Source organism: Rhizobium sp. LARHSG275 (genome assembly GCF_052871115.1).
On the sequence record NZ_JBIXJN010000018.1, the window covers coordinates 121,698 to 142,217 of the forward strand.

At 57.9% G+C, this 20,520-nt stretch carries 18 protein-coding genes and 1 pseudogene; 8 read left to right on the forward strand and 11 right to left on the reverse strand.

What is annotated here, in order from left to right:
* Positions 1 to 50: 50 nt before the first annotated feature.
* The 6 genes from ACIPSK_RS23675 (at position 51) to ACIPSK_RS23700 (ending at position 4,858) form a co-directional block, all read left to right on the forward strand.
* On the forward strand, positions 51 to 476 hold the full coding sequence (locus ACIPSK_RS23675) for a helix-turn-helix domain-containing protein (RefSeq protein ID WP_017965729.1): 426 nt from the start codon (positions 51 to 53) through the stop codon (positions 474 to 476).
* A gap of 9 nt (positions 477 to 485) precedes the next feature.
* A complete protein-coding gene (locus ACIPSK_RS23680) occupies positions 486 to 2,333 on the forward strand; it encodes a peptide antibiotic resistance protein (protein ID WP_162118021.1) in 1,848 nt (615 codons plus the stop codon).
* Positions 2,334 to 2,353: 20 nt separating this feature from the next.
* A complete protein-coding gene (locus ACIPSK_RS23685; RefSeq protein WP_170257252.1) occupies positions 2,354 to 2,566 on the forward strand; it encodes a hypothetical protein in 213 nt (70 codons plus the stop codon).
* A gap of 42 nt (positions 2,567 to 2,608) precedes the next feature.
* Positions 2,609 to 3,802 (forward strand): YcaO-like family protein, encoded by a 1,194-nt coding sequence (locus tag ACIPSK_RS23690; RefSeq protein WP_017965726.1) that lies wholly within the window; start codon positions 2,609 to 2,611, stop codon positions 3,800 to 3,802.
* Positions 3,799 to 4,506: a TfuA-like protein gene (locus ACIPSK_RS23695; protein ID WP_162118023.1), complete on the forward strand. Its 708-nt coding sequence runs from the start codon at positions 3,799 to 3,801 to the stop codon at positions 4,504 to 4,506. Before ACIPSK_RS23690 ends, ACIPSK_RS23695 begins: the two co-directional genes overlap by 4 nt.
* A gap of 103 nt (positions 4,507 to 4,609) precedes the next feature.
* Entirely contained in the window at positions 4,610 to 4,858 is a 249-nt protein-coding gene (locus ACIPSK_RS23700; RefSeq protein WP_064247947.1) for a hypothetical protein, read from the forward strand.
* Positions 4,859 to 5,226: 368 nt separating this feature from the next.
* On the opposite strand, the gene ACIPSK_RS23705 is transcribed toward ACIPSK_RS23700, so the two are convergent.
* From ACIPSK_RS23705 to ACIPSK_RS23740, 8 genes and pseudogenes are all read right to left on the reverse strand, one after another.
* Positions 5,227 to 5,433, reverse strand: coding sequence for a hypothetical protein (locus ACIPSK_RS23705; RefSeq protein WP_004676311.1), 207 nt, complete (start codon positions 5,431 to 5,433; stop codon positions 5,227 to 5,229).
* A gap of 1,291 nt (positions 5,434 to 6,724) precedes the next feature.
* The gene (locus ACIPSK_RS23710; protein WP_162118024.1) at positions 6,725 to 7,849 is read right to left on the reverse strand and encodes a glycosyltransferase family 2 protein; all 1,125 of its coding nucleotides are present in this window, start codon (positions 7,847 to 7,849) and stop codon (positions 6,725 to 6,727) included.
* Complete coding sequence (locus ACIPSK_RS23715) at positions 7,846 to 9,600, reverse strand: ABC transporter ATP-binding protein (protein ID WP_162118025.1); 1,755 nt, start codon at positions 9,598 to 9,600, stop codon at positions 7,846 to 7,848. The genes ACIPSK_RS23710 and ACIPSK_RS23715 overlap by 4 nt, the downstream gene beginning before the upstream one ends.
* Positions 9,593 to 10,669, reverse strand: a complete 1,077-nt coding sequence (locus ACIPSK_RS23720) for a glycosyltransferase (protein WP_162118045.1) — start codon at positions 10,667 to 10,669, stop codon at positions 9,593 to 9,595. Before ACIPSK_RS23720 ends, ACIPSK_RS23715 begins: the two co-directional genes overlap by 8 nt.
* Before the next feature lie 2 nt (positions 10,670 to 10,671).
* Positions 10,672 to 13,674 (reverse strand): trifunctional glycosyltransferase/class I SAM-dependent methyltransferase/polysaccharide deacetylase, encoded by a 3,003-nt coding sequence (locus ACIPSK_RS23725; protein WP_162118026.1) that lies wholly within the window; start codon positions 13,672 to 13,674, stop codon positions 10,672 to 10,674.
* On the reverse strand, positions 13,668 to 14,888 hold the full coding sequence (locus ACIPSK_RS23730; RefSeq protein ID WP_162118027.1) for a glycosyltransferase family 2 protein: 1,221 nt from the start codon (positions 14,886 to 14,888) through the stop codon (positions 13,668 to 13,670). The genes ACIPSK_RS23725 and ACIPSK_RS23730 overlap by 7 nt, the downstream gene beginning before the upstream one ends.
* A 31-nt stretch (positions 14,889 to 14,919) precedes the next feature.
* Positions 14,920 to 15,876: an NAD-dependent epimerase/dehydratase family protein gene (locus ACIPSK_RS23735; protein ID WP_162118028.1), complete on the reverse strand. Its 957-nt coding sequence runs from the start codon at positions 15,874 to 15,876 to the stop codon at positions 14,920 to 14,922.
* Between the two features lie 346 nt (positions 15,877 to 16,222).
* Positions 16,223 to 16,366 (reverse strand): annotated as a pseudogene (locus tag ACIPSK_RS23740) (NAD-dependent epimerase/dehydratase family protein); the annotation flags it as partial.
* Between the two features lie 426 nt (positions 16,367 to 16,792).
* Here ACIPSK_RS23740 and ACIPSK_RS23745 point away from each other — a divergent pair.
* Both ACIPSK_RS23745 and ACIPSK_RS23750 read left to right on the forward strand, forming a co-directional pair.
* The gene (locus ACIPSK_RS23745) at positions 16,793 to 17,419 is read left to right on the forward strand and encodes an NADPH-dependent F420 reductase (protein WP_409995790.1); all 627 of its coding nucleotides are present in this window, start codon (positions 16,793 to 16,795) and stop codon (positions 17,417 to 17,419) included.
* A gap of 100 nt (positions 17,420 to 17,519) precedes the next feature.
* Positions 17,520 to 17,669 carry a hypothetical protein gene (locus tag ACIPSK_RS23750; RefSeq protein WP_246709804.1) on the forward strand — a complete coding sequence of 50 codons (150 nt, stop codon included), beginning with the start codon at positions 17,520 to 17,522 and terminating at the stop codon, positions 17,667 to 17,669.
* A gap of 2 nt (positions 17,670 to 17,671) precedes the next feature.
* On the opposite strand, the gene ACIPSK_RS23755 is transcribed toward ACIPSK_RS23750, so the two are convergent.
* The 3 genes from ACIPSK_RS23755 to ACIPSK_RS23765 all read right to left on the reverse strand — a co-directional run bounded on the left by ACIPSK_RS23755 (position 17,672) and on the right by ACIPSK_RS23765 (position 20,494).
* Positions 17,672 to 19,081, reverse strand: coding sequence for a DUF882 domain-containing protein (locus ACIPSK_RS23755; RefSeq protein ID WP_162118030.1), 1,410 nt, complete (start codon positions 19,079 to 19,081; stop codon positions 17,672 to 17,674).
* 397 nt (positions 19,082 to 19,478) lie between these two features.
* Positions 19,479 to 19,841, reverse strand: coding sequence for a hypothetical protein (locus ACIPSK_RS23760; protein ID WP_246709806.1), 363 nt, complete (start codon positions 19,839 to 19,841; stop codon positions 19,479 to 19,481).
* A gap of 335 nt (positions 19,842 to 20,176) precedes the next feature.
* A complete protein-coding gene (locus ACIPSK_RS23765) occupies positions 20,177 to 20,494 on the reverse strand; it encodes a hypothetical protein (RefSeq protein WP_162118031.1) in 318 nt (105 codons plus the stop codon).
* Positions 20,495 to 20,520: the final 26 nt, after the last annotated feature.

A 20,520-nucleotide genomic window follows, 5' to 3' on the forward strand; every position in this document is an offset into this window, starting at 1 on the left:
ACTCTCCATTATACAGCTGGGCGTGCTGATAACGCGGGAGACTAATTCACATGAAGGCTAAATCGCCGAATTCGATCGACGTCTATGTTGGCAACCGCGTGAGAGTTCGGCGGAAGACGCTCGGGATGACCCAGAACGGCTTGGCCGAACTTCTCGGCATTACCTTCCAGCAGATCCAGAAATACGAAAAAGGAACGAATAGAATAGGCGCCAGCCGCCTTCAGCGCATATCCGAGATTCTTCGCGTGCCCGTCGGCTTTTTCTTCGAGAACGGCGGCGCCGGACCAATCGAGGGCGAGACGAGCGAATTGAACAAGTTTTTGTCCTCGAAGGAGGGGCTGGCGCTCAACAAGGCATTCATCGCCATCGAGGACCCGAATATCAGGCAAAAGCTGGTTGCGTTAGCCAAAAGCCTGGCAGCCGCGGGGTTGCCTGAAAGCGACAGTGAGTTGCACGATTCGGTTGTGAACAGCTGAGGACGGATCGTGCTCCATCTGCAGACATTCGGCGATCTGCGGTTGATCGAGACGAATGGCGACCCGGTTCGTTATCCGATCAAGGGCCTGTTGATGATGGCCCATCTCTATGCCGGCGCGGACCATGAACTCAGCCGTTATGAATTGGCTCAGTTTCTATGGAACGACGTCGAAGCTGACCTGGCGCGGCTCAATCTGCGCAAACTGCTTTCCCGCATCCGCGATACAGACGGCGGTCGCGCGGAAATGCCCTTCGATTTCACCGCCACCACGGTTCGTCTCGACACGCAGGCAGTTTCCAGCGATCTGGATATCTTTCGCACAGGCGGTTCGCCGCTGGAGCGGCTGAACGCGATCGCCGAACTGACCCAGCGCGGCTTCATCGGAAATATCAAACCAGCGACAAAGCTGATAGAAGCGTGGATCAGGGCGCAACGGGACGCTCAGGCGCTGCAGTTGCGGCAGGCACTGCTGGATGCGATGCCGGACGCGCAAAAGCCCGGCGCGGCGCGCACCATTTCCAGCGCCGCCCTGCAGATCCTCGAACGGGATCCGAATGACGAGCAGGTCAGAGCCTTGCTGCACCGGCTATCCGGCGGTTCGTCCCTCAATGAGAGATTGCCGAACGGCGACGACCATGCCCGGGTACAGGTGAAGCGGTCAGAGGCCGGTGGTCAGACAGCTGCCGACATCGAACGTATATCGCCGATACCGCTGATCTTGCCTCGCCTGGTGCTGCTTCCTCCGACATCGAAACATGCCGATGCCGGACTTGCGCTTGCCAACGCCCTGATCGAAGACGTTACAATCGAACTCTGCGCGCTACGAAACATTTCCATCGTCGCGCCGCATACGGCCGGCCAGATCCGCCGCGATTCCGAGAAGGCTGCCGTGGTCGCGCGTCATTCGATCGCCTATCTTCTGGATACGAGGCTCTCCGAAGAGGGATTATTCGCGCAGCTGGTTTACTTTCCCACGGACGAGATTATCTGGGCCAATCGCTTTGCGATGACGCCCGATATATTGCCACGGCAAAGACGGTTGATCGCGCAGCAACTGACCTTATCGGTGGCCCGCGAACTGGCTGAAAACGAGGAAGAGCGACTACGCTTCGAAGCCAACCCGAAAGCTTATCATTCCTATCTCGTCGGCTCGAGCCTGATGAGCAGGTTGACGTTGCCGCATATCCGCCGGGCAAGGAAGGCATTCAAGCAGTCCCTGTTGCATAAGCTGGATTTTTCTCCGTCATTTACCGGGCTGGCCAGGACCTTCACCAGCGAGTGGCTCGTGACGGCGCAGGGAAACAACGAACTGCTGCATCTGGCCGAGCAGAATGCGCTTCGGGCCATCGAGCGGGATCCAGAATCGGCGGCGGGTCATCGCGAGCTTGGCGTCACCAAACTCTATCTCGGCGATGTCGATGCCAGTGTCGCCGCACTTCATCTGGCGGAAGAACTCAGCCCGCATTTTGCCGACGTCATCTACAGCCATGCCGACACGCTGGTGCATGCATCCCGCCCGGGCGACGCGCTCGCCAAGATCAAAAAGGCGATTTCGCTCAATCCGATTGCGCCTGACGCCTATCTCTGGTGTGCTGCGGGAGCGAGTTTCTTCCTGGAACAATACGAGGAGGCCATCGCCTATGTCGAGGCGATGAAAGACAAAGCGCCGGCCCATCGCATTGCTGCGGCCAGTTGCGCAATGATCGGCGATCGAAAACGGGCGCTTTTCCATCGGCAACGGGCCGCAAGCATCAACCCGGCCTTCGACGTCGAGAAATGGCTCGCCATCGTTCCCTTCAAAGAGCATTGGCAAAAAGAGCTGTATCGGGAGGGCCTATTGAAGGCCGGTTTTTAACAATAGCTTAGAGGCATTACATGGCGAAAGCTGTCATTGTAGGTATACCCGGTGAGGCGGATCTTTGGCTTGCCGATCTCGGCGCAGGTGCGGTCAAGCCTCTCAATCCGACGGGGGATTTGGCGACCGCGAACGACCTGCGCAAAGCCGGCGGCACATTTGTGAAGGACGTCGACCTTGCCGTTGCCGTCTCGTCGGCGCAGGTTGCCCTCTCCGGTCACGTCGACGGCTGAGCCGGCATTCTGACGGATCGGTCCATATATTCCGACAGGATCATGTCGCCGCGAGAAACCCTTTCCCGCGTCGAACCTCTTTTGGCCGGGTTCGGCATTACCAGGGTTGCGCGACATACCGGACTGGACGACATCGGAATCCCCGTCTGGTGCGCATATGCCCCGAATTCCCGCTCGATCGTGATTGCCCAGGGAAAGGGCCTGACCGATATTGACGCCAAAGTATCCACTATCATGGAAGCCCTCGAACGGGCGGTTGCCGGCGAACCCGCCGTCGATCTCGTCCACGGCACCTCTTCCCGTCTGCAGGCGATGGGATGCAAGACCGACACGCTGAACTGCCTGACCGCTCTTCATAAACCCGATCTTGGACCGGACGAGGAGACGGAATGGGTTGCCGGCATCGATATCCTCACCGGCGAGGAGGTCTATGTCCCCTTTGAAGCGGTGGTGCTCGACCGCACGCGTGACGCGCGATACTGGATGTCTTCAGACGGCCTGGCGTCGGGAAACAATGCCGAGGAGGCGATCTTTCATGGCGTTCTGGAGCGTATCGAGCGTGACGCCCATGTGCTGTGGCAGGTGGGCGCGGAAGCGGATCGTTATGCCGGCTGCGTCGATCCCCGCGGCTTCCAGGACGTCGCTTTGGACGGGCTGATCGACAAGATCGAAACATCGGGATTGGCGCTCAGGCTCTTCGATATCACCAGCGACATCGCAATCCCCTGTTTCACCGCCATGCTGGGTCCTGGGGATGCCGTGCTTGGTTCCCGGGACCTTCACGGAAACAGGGACATTCGCCTCGTCGAGGTGACCGGCGGCACCGGCGCTCACCCGTCTCCCGTGCGCGCGGCCATTCGGGCGGTGACGGAAGCCGTGCAATCTCGGTTGACCTATATCAGCGGAGCCCGCGACGATATCTCTCCCGCAACTTTCTCACGATCCTTGCCGCCGCTGATGCGGCAGGCCTTCGCTGCGGTTGCCGCACCGCCGGCTGCCGCCATCGGCCTTGATGCGGTTGCCAGACATGGGCAACAGGATCTGGCCCGCTTGCTGCAGCATGTGCTTGACCAGCTACGCGGCAGGCGGATCGCTTCGGTGATCGCCGTGCGCCTCAGCGACGACACGCTTCCCTTCAGTGTCGTCAAGATTGTCATTCCCGAGCTCGAAAATCCGGAGGGGGAGCGTGCCCAGCGGTTCGGAACAAGGGCGCTTGCCAGGGCAATAGGGTTTTGAAGATCATTTTCGCAGGTCCCAGTCTTCCCGATGCGGCGTCGCTTGCCGGCGAGGGGATATGCGTCCTGCCGCCTGCGACGCAGGGCGATGTCTTGGCGGCGGTGGAACAGGGCGCCAATGTCATCGGCCTGATCGACGGCGGCTTCGAATATACCGCACCGGTCTGGCACAAGGAAATTCTCCATGCTCTTTCGCTGGGCGTCGCGGTTCTCGGGGCGGCAAGCATGGGTGCGTTGCGCGCTGCCGAATGCCATCCGTTCGGCATGATCGGGATCGGACGCATTTTCGAAGACTATCGCATCGGCCGGCTGGTCGACGATGCCGCGGTCGCACTCACTCACGCGCCGAGCGCGCTGGGCAGCAAGCCGCTCACGATACCGCTCGTCAATGTCAGCGCAACGCTCGATGTGATGGAGGATAGCGGACTGCTGGAAAGTCGGTTGCGCCAACAGCTGGAGGATGCCGCAGGCGCTATCTTCTTCAAGAAGCGAACTTGGCGGGCGGTCGTCGAGCAATGTGCAGGGCTGGCCGAGCAGGATCGTCCGCACCTGATGGCGGCACTTTTGTCGAATGCCGTCGACCAGAAACGCATCGATGCCTTGGAATTGTTGAAAGCCGTGCAGGACGTTCGCGATATTCGGTCGAATGCCGATCTGCCCTGGAAACTGCGCCAAACTTCATTCCGCACGCGCCCTGCATTGTGAATCGGAGCCGGCAATAGTCACCGGGAGTTGTGTCACGCTTTTTTCACGGGGTGGATCACGTCTAGGCGCGTATCATTCCTTCAATTCATTGGAGAAATGGGACATGGGCGTGACATCGGTTGGAAAGGTAGAAGCAGACCAAGGGGCGGAAGACGGTCTGGAAGAGCTCGTCGCATTGGCGCGGATGATCGCCTATGCGCGACAGGTCGCCCAGGATGTCAAACTGCCGTTCGCGACGAATTGCCTCGACCTTGCGCTCGAGGCAGTGAAGCAGGAGGTCGGGGAGGGCTTGACCAGGGAATTGGCTGAATTGAGCTCCCCGGTTCCGCAAGTGAGCGTCAGAAGCCACTAGACCGGCATGCGTCCGATCGGACGCGCTGGAACGCTCTACCACTTCAAATCCATGCATAACCCCGGAAATCAGCATCGATTTCCGGGGTTATGCATATGTTGGTCCGGTGAGCGGTCAATCGAAATCCATTCTGTGAGCTGGCGCGAATTATAGATTGGGAGAAGCCCGGTTCGTTCAGGGCGGACGCATGCGCTGTTGAGTGTGGTTGGGCGGTTTATTCAAACGCTGTTCGACATCATCGCTCGGATGGTTTCGGCGCAATCCGTAAACGATTCCGTTGACGTTGCCTCCGGGCAGAAAAGCGGCGGCGATTTTGGGTCACGCACATCGTGCGGACGATCGGCCGATTGACGGCCGATCCATTGACCTCAATGGGTCAAATTGCGCTTCTGGGCCAGCAGTAAAATGTAATCGTCGGCAATGTCTGCGATGGCCATTGCGACTTCCGCTGGATCGCATCCCTCGACCTTCGTATTTGCAATGAACTGATAGACCGCCTTTTCGATCTGCTTCCGGCAGATCATCACGCGCTCATCGTAACCAAATTCCGGAATCTGCGATGCCATATCACTCATCAGGTCGGCTCCCTCGCTACTTACAGTGACCATGACACAAATTATAAGTTGAGCAAGCAAATGCTTTATGAAGGGTTAATTCGCGGGCGAGGTGCGACCATTTCGACACAGGTCGGGGCCTCTGATGTAATGAATCAGGACCGTCCAACTTCGTCCAAGCATATCAGTTGTTTCGTATTAGGCGGCTCGCCTAGAGGATAGGCATTTCTTACGCCGCGGGTTTTGCATCGGTATTTCCGTTGGCAAGTACAGCCCCATATGCCGGCCTTTGAAATGACAGACCGAATTCCGTTGGCCGGTCCTATATAATATCGTTATCTATCAGAATGTTAATGTTTCGTGCGGCGATGTTTAATTGCATCGGCAACTTTTCCACGCGCGACCAGCCCAGGACTATTGGGGCTATCGGCCGTAACAACATCACCAGTGTGCCGGCAGGTTGTCCGATCGTTGAGAACCGGGGGGAGGAAAATAGCTTTCGGGAGATTTCCAGCCCTCGCGCGAAACCTAAACGCCGATGCCTATGAAATGAAGGAACTAATTAAACTGGTAACAATAATTGAGTATAACAAAAAAATTTATCAAAAGGTAAAATTTATGACTTTCAGATAATGGTTGTATTTAGATGCCAATGGTGAGGCGGTTAAAATTATATCAAGAAATAATCAGAGGATGCATTTCCTAATAGCGGCATCGATACTTATTAATTTCTATTGAAAAGCAATATCAACTTTATGAGGGATTGCTCCGTCTCCGAAATTTCACTGCAGATCCCAAAATATCGCGCGCTCAATTGAAATTGTGATCGAAGTATTAAGCAGGAGAGCCGGCACTTCGACCGTCACCTGCCGATGATGCGAGATTTTCTCATCAAGCCGATCTCAACAGCGTAATATCGTCGTCCGAAGTAAGATCTATCTATGCTGATGCAGTGTTAATGGCGATTGCATTTGTGCAACCGGTCGAGAAGGAAAGTTGAGGACCCGCCGGGGTGGTTGGCGGGTCCTCCAGTCGGAATGCTTGCACAGTACGTAGGTATGATTGCAGTTAAAATCGACATTGTCGAAGATTATTATTGGGGTAGTTCTTCTTTCTGTAGGTTACTCTCTTTTTTAGCAATTGCTATTCTTCGTTAAAATAAAAGCTCGTAGTACAAAATAGCGAGATAGTCACCAGGCTGATGGACGGGAGGCGTTGTCAAACCTCTGGATGTTTGACGGTGCTCGATCTCTTCGGCGCGACATAGCGGCCGAGCGAAAAACGCCATCGACAGCCGTTCAGCCGACAGACATCAAGCCTCCTGCGATGAGGTCGCCACAGAGCATTCGCCAGACCGATCCGTCTCAGACAAGCGGCTGAGCAATGCCTTCGTTCTGAAGCGAGACCAACCACCAACCAAGGGGAGAAGCGGGTCTATCTCTTCGAATTTCCTGAGATTCTTTTGCTTTTGTTCCCTCGCTGGCCAGACTTTCGACAACGCCCGGCGTGTGGCTCTGCCAGCTTTTGAAAAGAGCAGCCTGGCGAGGATGCCGGAGGCGAGCATTGGGCTATGATGATAAATGTGTTTGAGCGAGGTCGCAGCGCTGGACCAATCTTTCAAAGCGGCAAATTTTGAGAATGCATAAAGATGCGCCGACGCGCGGGCGCAACTGACGACAAAAGCCGGAAGCTCAGGATTGCGGGCGATGCATTGCTCGGTCACCGCCAGAAGCGATCGCGCCATCCGTGACCTGTCTGAAGACATGGCTGCGGAATGTGAGCGATAGCCCACCAGGCCCAACGGCACCGTCTCGATCTTGAAATGTTCAGCGGTGCGGAGTTCGAAATCGAAATCCTCGCATCCTCCAATCCCCTTTCTGGCATAGCTTGAATCGTAGCCGCCGATCTTGTCGATAACAGCGCGGCGAACCATGAAGCCGCTGCCATTGCCGACGAAGCGGAATACGAGATGACGGTTGAGAATGCTGTCTCGGGCGTTCAGCGACGAACCGGATCTTGTGCAATATCCTTCGGTATCGATGAAGCGGTGAAGCGCATAGACCGCGCCCCAGGCGTCCGGCAAGGGCTGGAGAGCCGAGAGCATTCTTTGGATATAGGTCGAATGCCATAGGTCGTCTGCATCGAGGAAGGCGATATAGTCGGATTTCGATGCCTGGATCCCGGTATTGCGGGCCGCAGCGACGCCACGGTTTTCGGTCGACAGAATTCGGATCCTTGAATCACTCGCGGCGAAACGGCGACAGATCGAGGCTGTCTCGTCCGTCGAGCCGTCGTCGACGATGATGATCTCAAGCGCCTTGTGGGTCTGGTCGACGACGGATTGGAGCGTCTGGGCAAGGTATTCTCCGGCATTATAGGCAGGGATCACGACGGCCACCCGAACACCCGACATCGTTGACACATCCATGTCCGTCACCCGAGCTTAGATGTGGGCGCGGGCGGGCGGAGATCGATCCGGTTCTTCATCAGCCTGGCCACAGCGGGCCGATGACTGACGACAATCAGCGTTCTGCCGGCGTCTTCTTTCATCGCCGAAAACACCCGCATCTCGGTCTCTTCGTCGAGCGCGCTTGTTGCTTCGTCCAACAGCAGGATCTGAGGCCGGCCGGCGAGCGCGCGCGCCAGGCCTATGCGCTGCCTTTGCCCGCCCGAAAGCCGGATCGCCTCGTCGCCCAGCCATTCATCAAAGCCATACGGCAGATCTTTGATGAACTCCGTTGCGCAGGCCACATCGGCGGCCCAGCGGATATCCTGCTCCGAGATATCGCGACGAAACCGGATGTTGTCGAGGACCGTGCCCTCCATCAGTTCAACGTCCTGGCCCGACACGGAGAGCAGTTGCAGCCAGCTGGAACGGTCGATGGTTGTCAGATCCCTGCCGTCGACCGTGATCAGGCCCCGGGTCGGCGGGTTGAGATCGAGAATCATGTTGAGGATTGTGGTTTTGCCGGAGCCACTCGGCCCCGTCAGAGCCGTCGTCTCACCTGCCCTGATCGAGAAGCTGAGATTGTGAACCGCCGGTGCGTTCGATCGCTCATAGGCGAACGAGACGTCGTGGAAGACAATCGCCTCCGCCAGGCGGCTTACCTTTTCCCCTTGCGAAGCCTGCTTGATGTCATCTTTCTCCGAAAGCAGCGCCAGGACGTTTTGCAGGGACGCTTCCATCTCGTAAAGGCTGAGAATCTGGGAATCAAATCCCTTGATATGCGGCTGAAGCCTGTAAAGAAGGATCGTCGCCGAGAGCGCCGCCTTGAAATCGACCGGCAGGAATTCCGAAGACAGAATGATCGTCAGGATGACCCCGAAGGTCAGAATTTCGCTCAGAAGCGAGGTTATCGCTCCCATCCAGTCCGACCGCCGCCAGGTCTGGCCGACGTCGTTGGAAAGCGCCGCGAAGAGTTGTTGATGACGCTTTTCCATGCCGAAGCTTTTGACGGCTTTCAAAGTCTGTAGCGTTGTCCAGCTCAGTTGCGTCAATGCTTCCACTGCCGCCAATGCAGAGGCGCCGAGACGGCGGTAGGCACCGGCAAAGAAACCCAATACAAAATTATGGATGAAACCGAAGGCGAGGGCGAGCAACGCGATCGGCCAGGCCATTACCAGCATGCCGACGCCGAAAATCACAATCGTGCCGAAATTCACTCCCAGTCGTACCAGGCTGGCATGCGCCGACGACACTGCATGGGATTCGGTCGCGATAACGTTGATCAGGTCGCTACGCTCGTAATCCTGAAAGCGCTGAAACGGCATGGTCAAGACCTTGGCGTAGAGACGGTCTCGCATGCGGTCGCTAATTCGGTGGTTGACAGCGCTTGCAATGAGCGAATTGGCGCATCCGAGAAAAATCCGAAACAGGATCGAGCCGATCAGGATGCCGATCAGGACAGGCTTCGAGAGACTGAGGTCAATGCCGCCGAAAAACGCCGGAAGCCATGCAACGGCGGAGCCGGAAGCGGGACCTTGCTGCCCGAGAAGAAAGACGAGGCTGACCAGAAAGGTGATGCCGACCATTTCCGAGAAGCCGGTAAGAATTCCCAGGATGATCATCACTGTCATCTTGAGTCGCAGTGCCGGTACGAGTTGCAGAAGCTCGCGGAACCGAGCCGCTACAACCAGGTTGTAGGCTCTTGCGGGTTTAGCGGAAGGCGGCTTTCGAAACCTATTCATTGTTGACCATCCGGGAAGAGGTCAGACCGGTTGCCTCTTTGGCAGGCACGGCTATGAAACGATCGCTGAATGCTGTTCCGGGTTGCGGAAGCGGCGCGTTCGCGACGCGGGTTTTCGGCCGCGCCGAAGACTTGCCGAGGACGCGCTTTGCCATCCGGAGGCCGCGTTTCGCCTGGCGCCAGCCCTGCTGCACGCCGTGGGCGATAAGGCGCAAGGAATATTTGCTGACCATCATCGGCGCCAGCTTTTTGACCTGGGCAAAATCGCTGCCGAGAAACGCCTTGGCGAAATACCAGCGCGCCGTGTTGAATTCGGCTGTCTTGATGTCACGCGTAAAATGCGGATAGCGCGTGATGATCGGGGCCATCACCAGGGCGTGGGACTTCAGCATCCGATAAGCGTTGCTGGACATATTTCCGTTGGTGAAACGATAACCGGTCAGGAAATCGGGAACCAGCGCAAAGGGCAAGGTTTCGGCCAAAGCCAGATAAAGTTTCAGATCTTCGCATCCCTCGGCGCCGTTGTCGCGCAGGCTGGCGTCATAGCCGCCGCAGCGAAGAATGTCCGCCCGCGGCATCAAGGGCGTGCTGCCATTGCCGATGAAGTTTTCCCTTAACAGAGGTTCGAAGATATTCCCTTGATGCAGGACTGGTCGCGAATGACCGAAAATGATCCCGTTTTCGTCAATCGCCGCATACCAATTGTAGGCGACTCCGCGTCCGTCCGGAAACTTCCCTAGTGCCTCAAGCTGGAGCTCGATTTTCCGGGGGTGCCATAAATCATCGGCATCGACGGGGGCTATGTAAAGGCCGCTGGCCTCCCGGACGCCGTGGTTGCGCGCGCGCGCAACCCCACCATTCTCCTGGCGGAGAACACGGACACGGCGATCGATCAGGCTGTGGTCGCTCGCGAGATCGAAGGTGCCGTCCCGCGATCCGTCGTCGACCACAAGGATTTCGAGCTTGTCGTAGGACTGGCTGGAGACGCTTCTCAACGTTTCGGCAAGCGTCCTCTCGGCGTTGTAAGCCGGTATGACGATGGTAATGAGAGGGGCCGCAACGCCAGTTATTCTCATCCGATAAAAGCTCCCGGCAGGCCCATAAGTTCGGGAAAGGCTTCAAGAGGACAATCGCCGCGGACTTCCAGGCGTGGCAGACCGAAGAGATTGTCGGAAAAGGTGGCTTTCGCCTGCCGTGTCGTGAAGCCGACCCCATAGCCGGCAAGCGCCAGAATGCCGGGGACCCTGAAGTCCGTCGCGCCATAAGGAAGCGCAATGGATTCCACGGAGGTGCCCAGCCGGCTGTGCAGCGCATTGCGCGAAAGCATGGCTTCGGCCAACAAGGCTTCGTTGTCCATCGCAGTGGCCGGTGTGTGTGATACGAGGTGGGAGCCGAAGCTGATGCCCTTTTGGTGCAACTGCTGAATATCCGACCACAACATCAGCGGCGCAGGCTCTCCATAGGCAGAATCCCAATCTGATTGACCGCCGACTTTATCGGTGACGACGAATACGTCGGCGCTGAAATCATTCTCGGCAAGGATCGGGAAGGCGTCCGTCAGGAAATCCAGGTAGGCATCGTCGAAGGTCAGCATGACGGGCCGGCCCTGGACCGGCTTGCCCCTGCGCAGCAGATCCGTAAGCGCCTGCGCCGTCAGCGTGTAATAACCCTGGCGCCGAAGGAACTGCATCTGCTTGCGGAAGACCTCGGGCGGCGTGCGGAAGCGCCGGAGTGCCGCGGGGCCCTCGTCTGCGATCCTGTGATACATGAGGATGGGAACCGAGGTCGTAACCTCCGTTGTCCATGCCGCCTCACGCTCAACGCCAGCCGGCCCCCAGATGATGTGCTTCGCCACGTCGGCGTCCAACGGAGTTCCGTGCCGCTCGACTCGCAGCACAGGATCGGCCAGAGAGCCCTTTCTGAACCGGTGGATGGCGTAAAGTTCGGTTTCGATCGTGTCTTCCAAGGCCAGGCCAGGTTGTGCGGCCAAAACCTGTTTGATCGTGCCGACACCGAAGGGATTGCCCCAGTCGAAACCGGTCCGGGTGGGTTCGTCCCGGCGGATATGCGCGTGGGCCGTAATCAGGTAGCCGTTTGGCTTCAACGCTGCGGCCATCTTACCGCAGACGGCGGCAAGCATCTCCTCATCCTTCATGTAATAAAGCACTTCGGAGCAGACGACGAGATCCTGTTCGGGTGGAAGATCTTGTCTGACGAAGTCAAGCACACGAAGCTCGACATTGCGGTGGTCGTGGCACCGCTCGACGGCCCTGTCGATCGCCCGCTGGGAAATATCCGTGGCCGTCAGCCGACCGACCTTCCGCGCCAGCTTCTCGGTAAAGATCCCCTCGGCGCAGGCGAGCTCGAGGGCCTTCTCGATCCCTTCCGGGATCAGGCTCAACGTCTGCGCATATTTGACCTGCTCGTAAACGGAGACGTAATTCCATGGATCCGGGCGCTCAAAGATATGCTCCCAATACTCTTCTTCCGACTGAACAGGGGGAGCCGCATTTTTTTCCTCCGGACACGGGCCAGAAGAGTCTGAAAGCAGTCGAGTCGGATCGCGTCGGAGATTCCGCAGGATGTCGGACAGCCTGGCGTCGTTGTCTTGTTTGTCGCTTGGCGCGCAGGCAAGAAGGGCGTTGCGTCCGGTACGGACCAAAATCCGTTCGAGACGTCCCCGCCGCCGGCCATTTCGTATGATGAGGCCACCGAAGGCTCTGTACCCGCGCAATGCCTCCTTCGTCCAGGAGCTCATATAGGCGAGCTTGGGCGGTGTTTGCAGATGCTCTTCGGCCTGCATCTCATGCATGATCAGCCTGATCTGCGCCCGGATCGAAAGATCGCCCCAGAATGGCCCGACGAAAGAGCCGACATGCTGTCCGCCGGACAGGGCATGCATGATGAGCGTGTCGGCTGGTTCGGCCTTGGGAATTCGCGAAAGCGTCTCGAGCGCGACACCGACCACCTGAACATTGCCAAGCGTGAATGACCGCAAAGGGTTTGCGGCCGATATATGCCAGGAAGCGGCCTCAATGATCTTGCGCCCAGTGCCAGGGAAGGAATGTTTCTGAATCAACTGGATGAGCAAAAGGAACGTCGGCTGCCATTTATCGCTGACATCAATGAGATCGTGGGCCCGATCGATAAAGAGCCCTGTCTGCAAACCATGCAGAATTACACCGGCAAGAAGGTTCTCGTAGCCCGCGCCGTCCGGCATGTCAGGCAGGAGCGATGCAAGGGCCGCTATATCCAAAGTCGGATCGAGCTTGGCCGCGACGACCCAGGCTAGCATGCGCAGCTGGCTGATCGCGGGCGTGATCCAACCTGTCTCCGGCTCCTCGGCCGACAAGCCTTGCTGCATCTGCAGCGCTTGCGCCTTCGTTGTCACGCGAATGGCGTCACGCATCATTTTGGTCGGATCGCCGGATAGAGAGCCCGACTTCATGCGATAGAAAGCCAGGCACCTGTCGACTCGACGAAATTCGGCGCCCGAAAAGGCCATGCGAAGCCAAAGATCCCAGTCTTCGCAGGTCTGCAAGGTCTCGTCCATGCCTCCCAAAAGCTCGAAAAGGCTCCGGGGAAAGACAACCGTATGTATGGCGAGCGCACAAAAGGAGGAGAATTCGCGCTTGGCGGCATCACCCGTCAGGGTGGGAGGCTGTTCTACCTGCATAAGCCTGCCGTCCGGGGCGACACGGCGGTAGGCGCAATAGGAGATAACTGCTGGAGATGCATCTTCTGCCACCGGCAGCATGCTTTCAATGAAGGTCGGATCCAGCCAATCGTCGGCATCCAGCATGCAGAGCAGAGGTGCGGCAGCCAGTCTGGCGGCATGGTTTCGCGCCGCGGCGGCGCCGGCATTCGGCTGACGGGCGGGGAGAATGCGGCTGTCCGTTTTTGCGATGCCCTCGAGAAGCTCCCAGGTGCCGTCTGTCGAACCGTCATCGACCACGACGGCCTGCCAGTTCGATCGCGTCTGCTGCTGCAGGCTGGCAAGACATTCAGCAAGCGTATCGTCGGCATTATAGGCGGGTATGAGGAAAGAAATGTCAGGCTTCACAGCGGTTACCATGCGGGCCTCTTCCATCGCCGCAGAACGTATAGAGCGCCATTTACGCTTCCGAGCATTTCCTGCTTCAGGAAGAAGTCGTGTGATGTCGCACCTTTGCGAAGCCGTCTTTTAACCCTTCCGGCATAATATTTCGGAAACGAGAGCAGGATCCGCCGCAGATTGGCGTTATTTCCTGTGTTCTGATACTGGACGAGCAGGGCTGCGACGTGGCCACTCATATATTGGTAGATCTGTTTGGCGAGCCCCTTCATATCCTTGCGATGAAAGTGCCAGGCTACCGCCGTCGGCTCGTAGCGGCAGACATGGCCATGATGGAGGAGCCGATTCCAGTATTCGGAATCGCCTGAGCATCCGGCAGCTCCCATGTCCAAGCGGACATCGAACAGGCCGATCTCGTCGAAGACCTTGCGGCGGATGGCCTGGCTTGCGCCGGCTCCGATCGTCCAAACCGGAGCGCCGTAACGTGTATCCCTGGTATAGAAATCCTGATTGAAATCCTGCCGCAGATAGCCCCGGCCGAAACTCCAATGCTTTTCGAAGATAAACTGTGCAGGCGTTGCGAGTTCTCCGGGAAGGACCAATCCGGTGACGCAGGCGATCTCCGGCAGATCGAACCCCTTCATCAAGTTCTCCAGCCACCGCTCGTGGAGGACGACGTCATCGTCCGTAAACGCGACGAATTCGGTTCTCGCCGCACGAACCGCCGCATTGCGCGCATAATCCAGCCCGACCCGATCTTCACGGACATAGGTGGCGCCCGATTCCTCTACCACCCGACGCGTCGCCTCGCCGGCGGAGGCATTATCCACCACAATGATCTCAATGGGGCTGAGTGACTGCTTGGGGATCGAGGCCAAGCAACGGCGTAGTTCCTCCGGCCGGTCCTTTGTGCAAATCAGAATGCTGACGTCGCGGTTGCGCACCGGCGTTTGCGCGACATGACGCGCATGCTCGAGCGTCTCGGGTCGCACGACACGCTCGGCGAGTGCCGCCGCCGTCTCGTGCCTTTCGATATAGGCTTGTCCTACCGGAAGACCATCCGACAGAAAGACCACGAGCCCATTGGAGACAGGGGGCGAAACGGCATCGAAGCGAGGGGTGGCGAGATCAAGATAGTGAATCGGTATGGGAAAACTTATATCCTTCAGATCGGACGGAACTGGTTCTCGCATTATTACTCTCTCAATCGCACCGTGAACATACGCCACCTGCATCCAGGACGCGAGTCTCGAAAGTCATCATGGCTTATTCTGCCGCGTGTGCCTTCATTTGGTTCCTGAACCAGTCGAGCGTCATTGCCACGCCCTGTTCGTAGGTGATCTTGCACGACCACTCGGGCATGACATAGTGCGCGTTGGTCAAGTCCGGCCGTCTGTTCGTGGGGTCCTGCGGCGGTGACGGCTCGAAGACGATCGGCACGCCGCCAACGAGTCTGGAGACATATTGCGCGACCTCCAGAACCGAAATCTCGCGATCATTGCCGACGTTCAGAGGCCCCTTATAGTCGGTTTCATTTATCCAGAAATAGCGCGCGAAACCGTCGACAACGTCATCGACATAGCCCCAGCTGCGAGACTGTAAGCCGTCGCCGAAAACGGTAATCGGGCGACCCGAAAGCGCCTGGGTGATGAAGTTGGAGACCGCGCGGCCATCGTCGGAACGTGTCCGGGGACCATAGATGTTGAAGGGGCGAACGATCTTGACGTCAAGCCCTTGGGTACGCTGCATCTCGAACAGCAGCGACTCCGTGCACCGTTTGCTCTCGTCGTAGGACGACCGCGGACCGGTGCAGTCGACCTGGCCTTTGTAGGATTCCGGCTGCGGCGACACCAGAGGATCGCCATAGACTTCGGAAGAAGAGGTGAAACCGAAACGCCCGCCCTTCTTCAGCAAGTCGAGCAACCGGAACGCCCCGAGAAGATTGGCGGAGATCGTCCTCTTCGGCTCCTTCATGTACCACGGCGGCGATGCGGGCGATGCAAGGTGATAGATTTCGTCGAATTTATCCGAGGTCTGCAGCGTCTCGACGTCGGATTTCACGAAGTGGAAACGGGGGTCCCTGATGTGTGCGATATTTTCGAAAAGCCCGGTCCAGAGGTTGTCGACAACGACCAGCTTCTGGATGTCTTTCCTAAGCAAAAGTCGATCGCACAAGTGGGATCCGATGAAGCCAGCCCCGCCAGAAATCAATACGCTTTTCATTGCTTTGCCCCTCGTGACTTGAGATAAGGTTTTTGCTTATTAGCATCGCCTGTATTGCATGACAATTACTTAGAAGGTTTCTAAGAAATACTCGCTTGATAGTGTTAATTCTTAATTTTGCCTATTTTAAGGTGTCGCCTCCGACGCCGCGGTCGATGACGCGTGGCCGCGCCGGGGCCGGATGCGACAGATGCTTGGCGTGCGATCACGACCTGCCCAATATCGACACTCCATTCCATGAGCGGCCGCCATCGAATTCGATCGAAGGAATCGGCATGATATCGAGAACCTCTCCAACCAGTTTCGGATCAGAGCTGAGGTTGCTCATCGAAAAGCATGTAGCTCGGTGGCAATGGGGATCCTTGATGTGTGCAATATTTTCGAAAGGTCCGATGCAAAGATTGTCAACAACAACCAGCTTCTGGGTATCGCTTTCTAAGTAGAAGTCGTCGCAGAAATGCGATCCAATGAACCCGGCCCCGTTTCTCACATCATCTCGCCTCGTTACTTGAGAGTATATTATTGTTATTACAGCGATCGAAAGTTTAGTAGGGCACGAAGTCCGGGGGTGGATCGGACTTTGGTCTGAATTTCGCGCGCACGTAAACGATCGCCGTCGTCGTTCGATTGCCCAAAACTATGGCGCCTGCGCGTCTTTTCAAGCGTATAGATAACGCCTTAACACATTGGATCTACCTCGCTTTTCCCGAGGATCGATTCCGATTTTTCGGGCCGATGCGCGTGCACCGACTGTAAGATGTAGCGATTGCTTAGGAGATCTTAAAAAATACTGGTCGGCCGCAGTGCAGTCCTTCATTCTAGCGCTGACACATGGAATTTCCCGCCTTCGTGGTGACGCTCGGCTATTGGCAATCTTCACCTCGTCGAACATCGAATAGCGGCCACGCGGCCCGACCTGAACACACTATGGAGACATGACATGACCACGTTCGGCATCATCGGCGCAGGCAATATTGGCCGCGCAATCGCCACCGCACTCGCCCGTCACGACATTCCGGTTGTGCTGTCGAACAGCCGCGGTCCGGAGAGCCTCGCGGAGACGGTCGCGGCCATCGGCTCCTGCGTGTCGGCGGGCACAAGCGTGCAGGCGGCTTCGCAGGATATCGTCTTCGTCGCGGTCAACTGGTCGAAACTCCCGAAAGCGCTTGCAGGACTGCCTAATTGGAACGGCCGGATCGTCATCGACGCCAATAACCCGATCGAGGCGCCGCTCTTCAAGCCGGCGGAATTGCACGGACGCCTCTCGACGGAAATCGTCGCCGATCTCGTGCCCGGCGCCCGCGTCGTCAAGGCCTTCAACCATCTGCTGGCGGATCTCGTTTCCCGCGATCCGCATTCCGAAGGCGGCCAGCGCGTTCTCTTCTATTCCGGTGATGACGCTGCGGCGAAAGCCGAGGTCGGCGCGCTGATCGACAGGCTCGGCTTTGCCGGCATCGACCTTGGGCCTATCGCCGTCGGCGGGAAACTCGCCCAATTCCCCGGTGGTCCACTGCCGGCCCTCAACCTAGTCAAGTTTGCCTAAGCCGCAGGCAGATGAACATAGCCGCAACCGGCAATGTCGTCCTCAATGAACGTATCGATGTCTCACCCACGAGAGCGGCGGCGAGATCACGCTGCCGGTCATGGGCACCGTCACCATCGAAGACGGGATGATCGTCGTCCGGCGCGACTATTTCGACCGGCAGCTTGGGGCGATCAAGGGCTGGGGTGGGGCGGGAGCTGATCTCGACGAATGCGTTTCACCGGCGCAGCGCGGACCCCCCGATGACTGAGGTCAGCCCTCCGGAGACGGCGCAAACCGGTTGGTATTGAACTGGCCTTTGGCGGCGACCGGAATGATATCCTCACCGGATGTTGCGGCATTTGCTTCCCTATGAACCGTGCGTGGGGAAACGCGAGGTGCGCTCAATCCCATCACCTCTGCTGGAGAATGCAGCGCCCATTTCATCAACGCCGCGTCGGAAGTCGATCCAAAGAAACTTGCTCCTTCCCAGGAAGCGGTCATGGGCAGGGAGGCGATCATATCAGGGCCCTGCTTGGAGGCCTGATGTGCAACAACGAGGGGTTCGAATCGGGCGTAGGTCGGCAATGCTGGCGCCGGCCTGTCCGGAAGAACATCAATTGGGCCAATCGACGCAGTCTCCAGTTTGTCATCTGCGCCCGCGCCGTGCTCGAGGGCGGGCGGCCGCATCGCCGGTATTGGAATCGGCAAAGATGAAACATCCCCAGCGGACCGTTTGTCATCCCGCTCGACCGCGCCGGTCTGCGCCAGCGCATTTAATGCCCTGCTTCGGGGCGTGGGCAGAAGCGCTGTCACGAGTTTTTTGTCGCCGCTCGATGTTGTCGGCGCTCCTGCATCTTCGTCTTCTCCAGCGGTGCTGGCGATCTGGATCGAGGTGGGGCCAACGCGCTTCTTGTAGTTCGCAATCGCCTGATCGTATCCCGGCAGCGGCCGACCATCAGCCGGGAGATGCATGGTCTGCCCATTCGGGAATATTCGAGCGAGTTCCTGCCGGGACATGCGGGGCCAAGCCCTGACGTTGCCGACGTCGAGATGCACGAAGGGCGATCCCGAGGTCGGATAATATCCGACGCCGCCGACCTGCATCTGCATGGCAAGCGCACGCAGCGTCGAAAGCTTCACGCCGGGAACATAGAAGTCCATCGCCTTGCCCAGCATGTGCTGGCTCTTCTTGGCGACGCCCGTGCTGCGCGAGCGGTTGCGGAGCATGTTGTTGGTGGTGGGCGAACGATAGGCGGAGACGATATGGATGTAATCCTTGCCGCCGCTGCGCTTGTACACTTCCCAGACCAGGTCGAGCAGCCGGGGATCCATCCGGGTCGGCTCGTTCCTTCGCCAGTCGCGCAGAAACCGGTTGATCTGGGCGAGGCCCTTTGGATCGAACTTTCCGTCCCGCTTGTAGGTAATCGTCGCTCTCTCGCCCGTATGGGTAAAGAACAGCTTCAGGGCACGATCTTCGGCTGAGGCAAACGATGCAGAACCAACAAGTGCCGGCAGCGCAAACAGAGCCGGCAGAATGGTCTGCGCGACGAAACGTTCCGCACGCGACAGGAGTGTCGCAATTCCGCCCAAGGCTGCGCCTGATAGTCCTTGCACTGGATACCTCAACACGAACAATCCCGCCCACACCAAACACTCGGCGACGTGCGGGAACCTCCGCATCCATCGCGCTCAGTAAAGCCAGCTTATGGTCAATAAATTCCTAACGAGTGGATGCGTGAGCTCGGCGGATTGAGGATGCGAATCATCCCAAGCGCAGTCGGAGCCTGCGCCCGCGGGAGGAGAGCAGCCGCTCTGAAATCCCCGCCGCTCTGAAACGGTTACAACCGCTCCCGACCTTCGATCTCCCCGAACACGCGACCTCAACTCCCACCTGGCGGCTGACCAGAACATGCTTCGACCTTAAACCCGGATCAACAGGGCAGGCCAGTTGGGAATGAGGCATCCGATGCGCTGCTATCCGCCAGCCTTGTCGATCGGTACAGACGCGATGCTTGCCCAGAAATGCGCACGTCGGTCGGAACTGGAAAAATTCGCTGAACAAACTCTAACTATGTCCTCAGAAGTTTGGACTATCCTCATACCCTTCCAACTCGGGGCACCCCCTGATGTTGCCGAAACCGATCGTTCGCCGGTCGCCCGATTCATCCAGACCTCTGAGCACGATGACATTATCATCCTCCTGTATAATCTCGCTACGATAGATGCCGGCCCGAAGCGCCCTGTTCTTCGCTTGGCTTATATTACATTGCCCGGGCGGTGGAGTGACGTGCCAGTATCTCGTCCCTTGCCCATCGGAATGCCATCCTCCCGAAGCTGCGAATCCCGACAAGCTGGATAGCAGTATGGCAGACGCCAATATTACGCTGCCTAGAACCAGTTTCATGTAACCTCCGTAAGCCGCGGCAGGGCTGGTCTTCATTCTGCTTGTCCTGTTTTCAACGGACAACCGGGTTTCCCATGGCGTCACCACACTAGGTGGCTCGCGCTAACACTGTGCTAACGACCGCTTCGGCAGCAATTTGCGGATAGTGAAAACGAGGTTTTTTCGACGCGGTTCGCCTTTTGCTGCCGATGTCGCCGCCTTTGTTCACCCTCGCGCGGATGGTCGGATCCGGCGATCGTCTCGAACACGGGTAGCAGCCGGGCTGCGTCCTGCGCGATCTCCGCCATTTGTCGTGACGTGGAGCTCCTCGTCGTCGCTGTCGGAAGCGCCGCGACTTTCTCCAAAAGCGCGACCGCGTCGCACTGGAACTCCTACACGGTCTCGGCCGAGCGCCGGCGGGCGGCGTCGGGCATGGCCTTCTTGCTAGCGCGAGCCTGATACTGAAATTCGGTGAGCTTGCTATCGGCAACTCCGCGCCGGACTGCTCTCAGGTCGGAGGTGTCGAAGCGGACGCCGGAAGCGATCTGGGCCAGGGCGATCTCGCGAACCGTCGAATTCGTGGTAATGAGACCGCGGATGACGTCGTACGAGACGGCATTCTTCTGGAGGAACTCCTCGTAATCTTTGAGCTTCCGCGAGAACTGTGAGCAGGTCTTGATTTCGCTCGGCATAAGGCCGCAGCGGGTCATAAGGAATTCCCGGCTCTCCTGGAGCG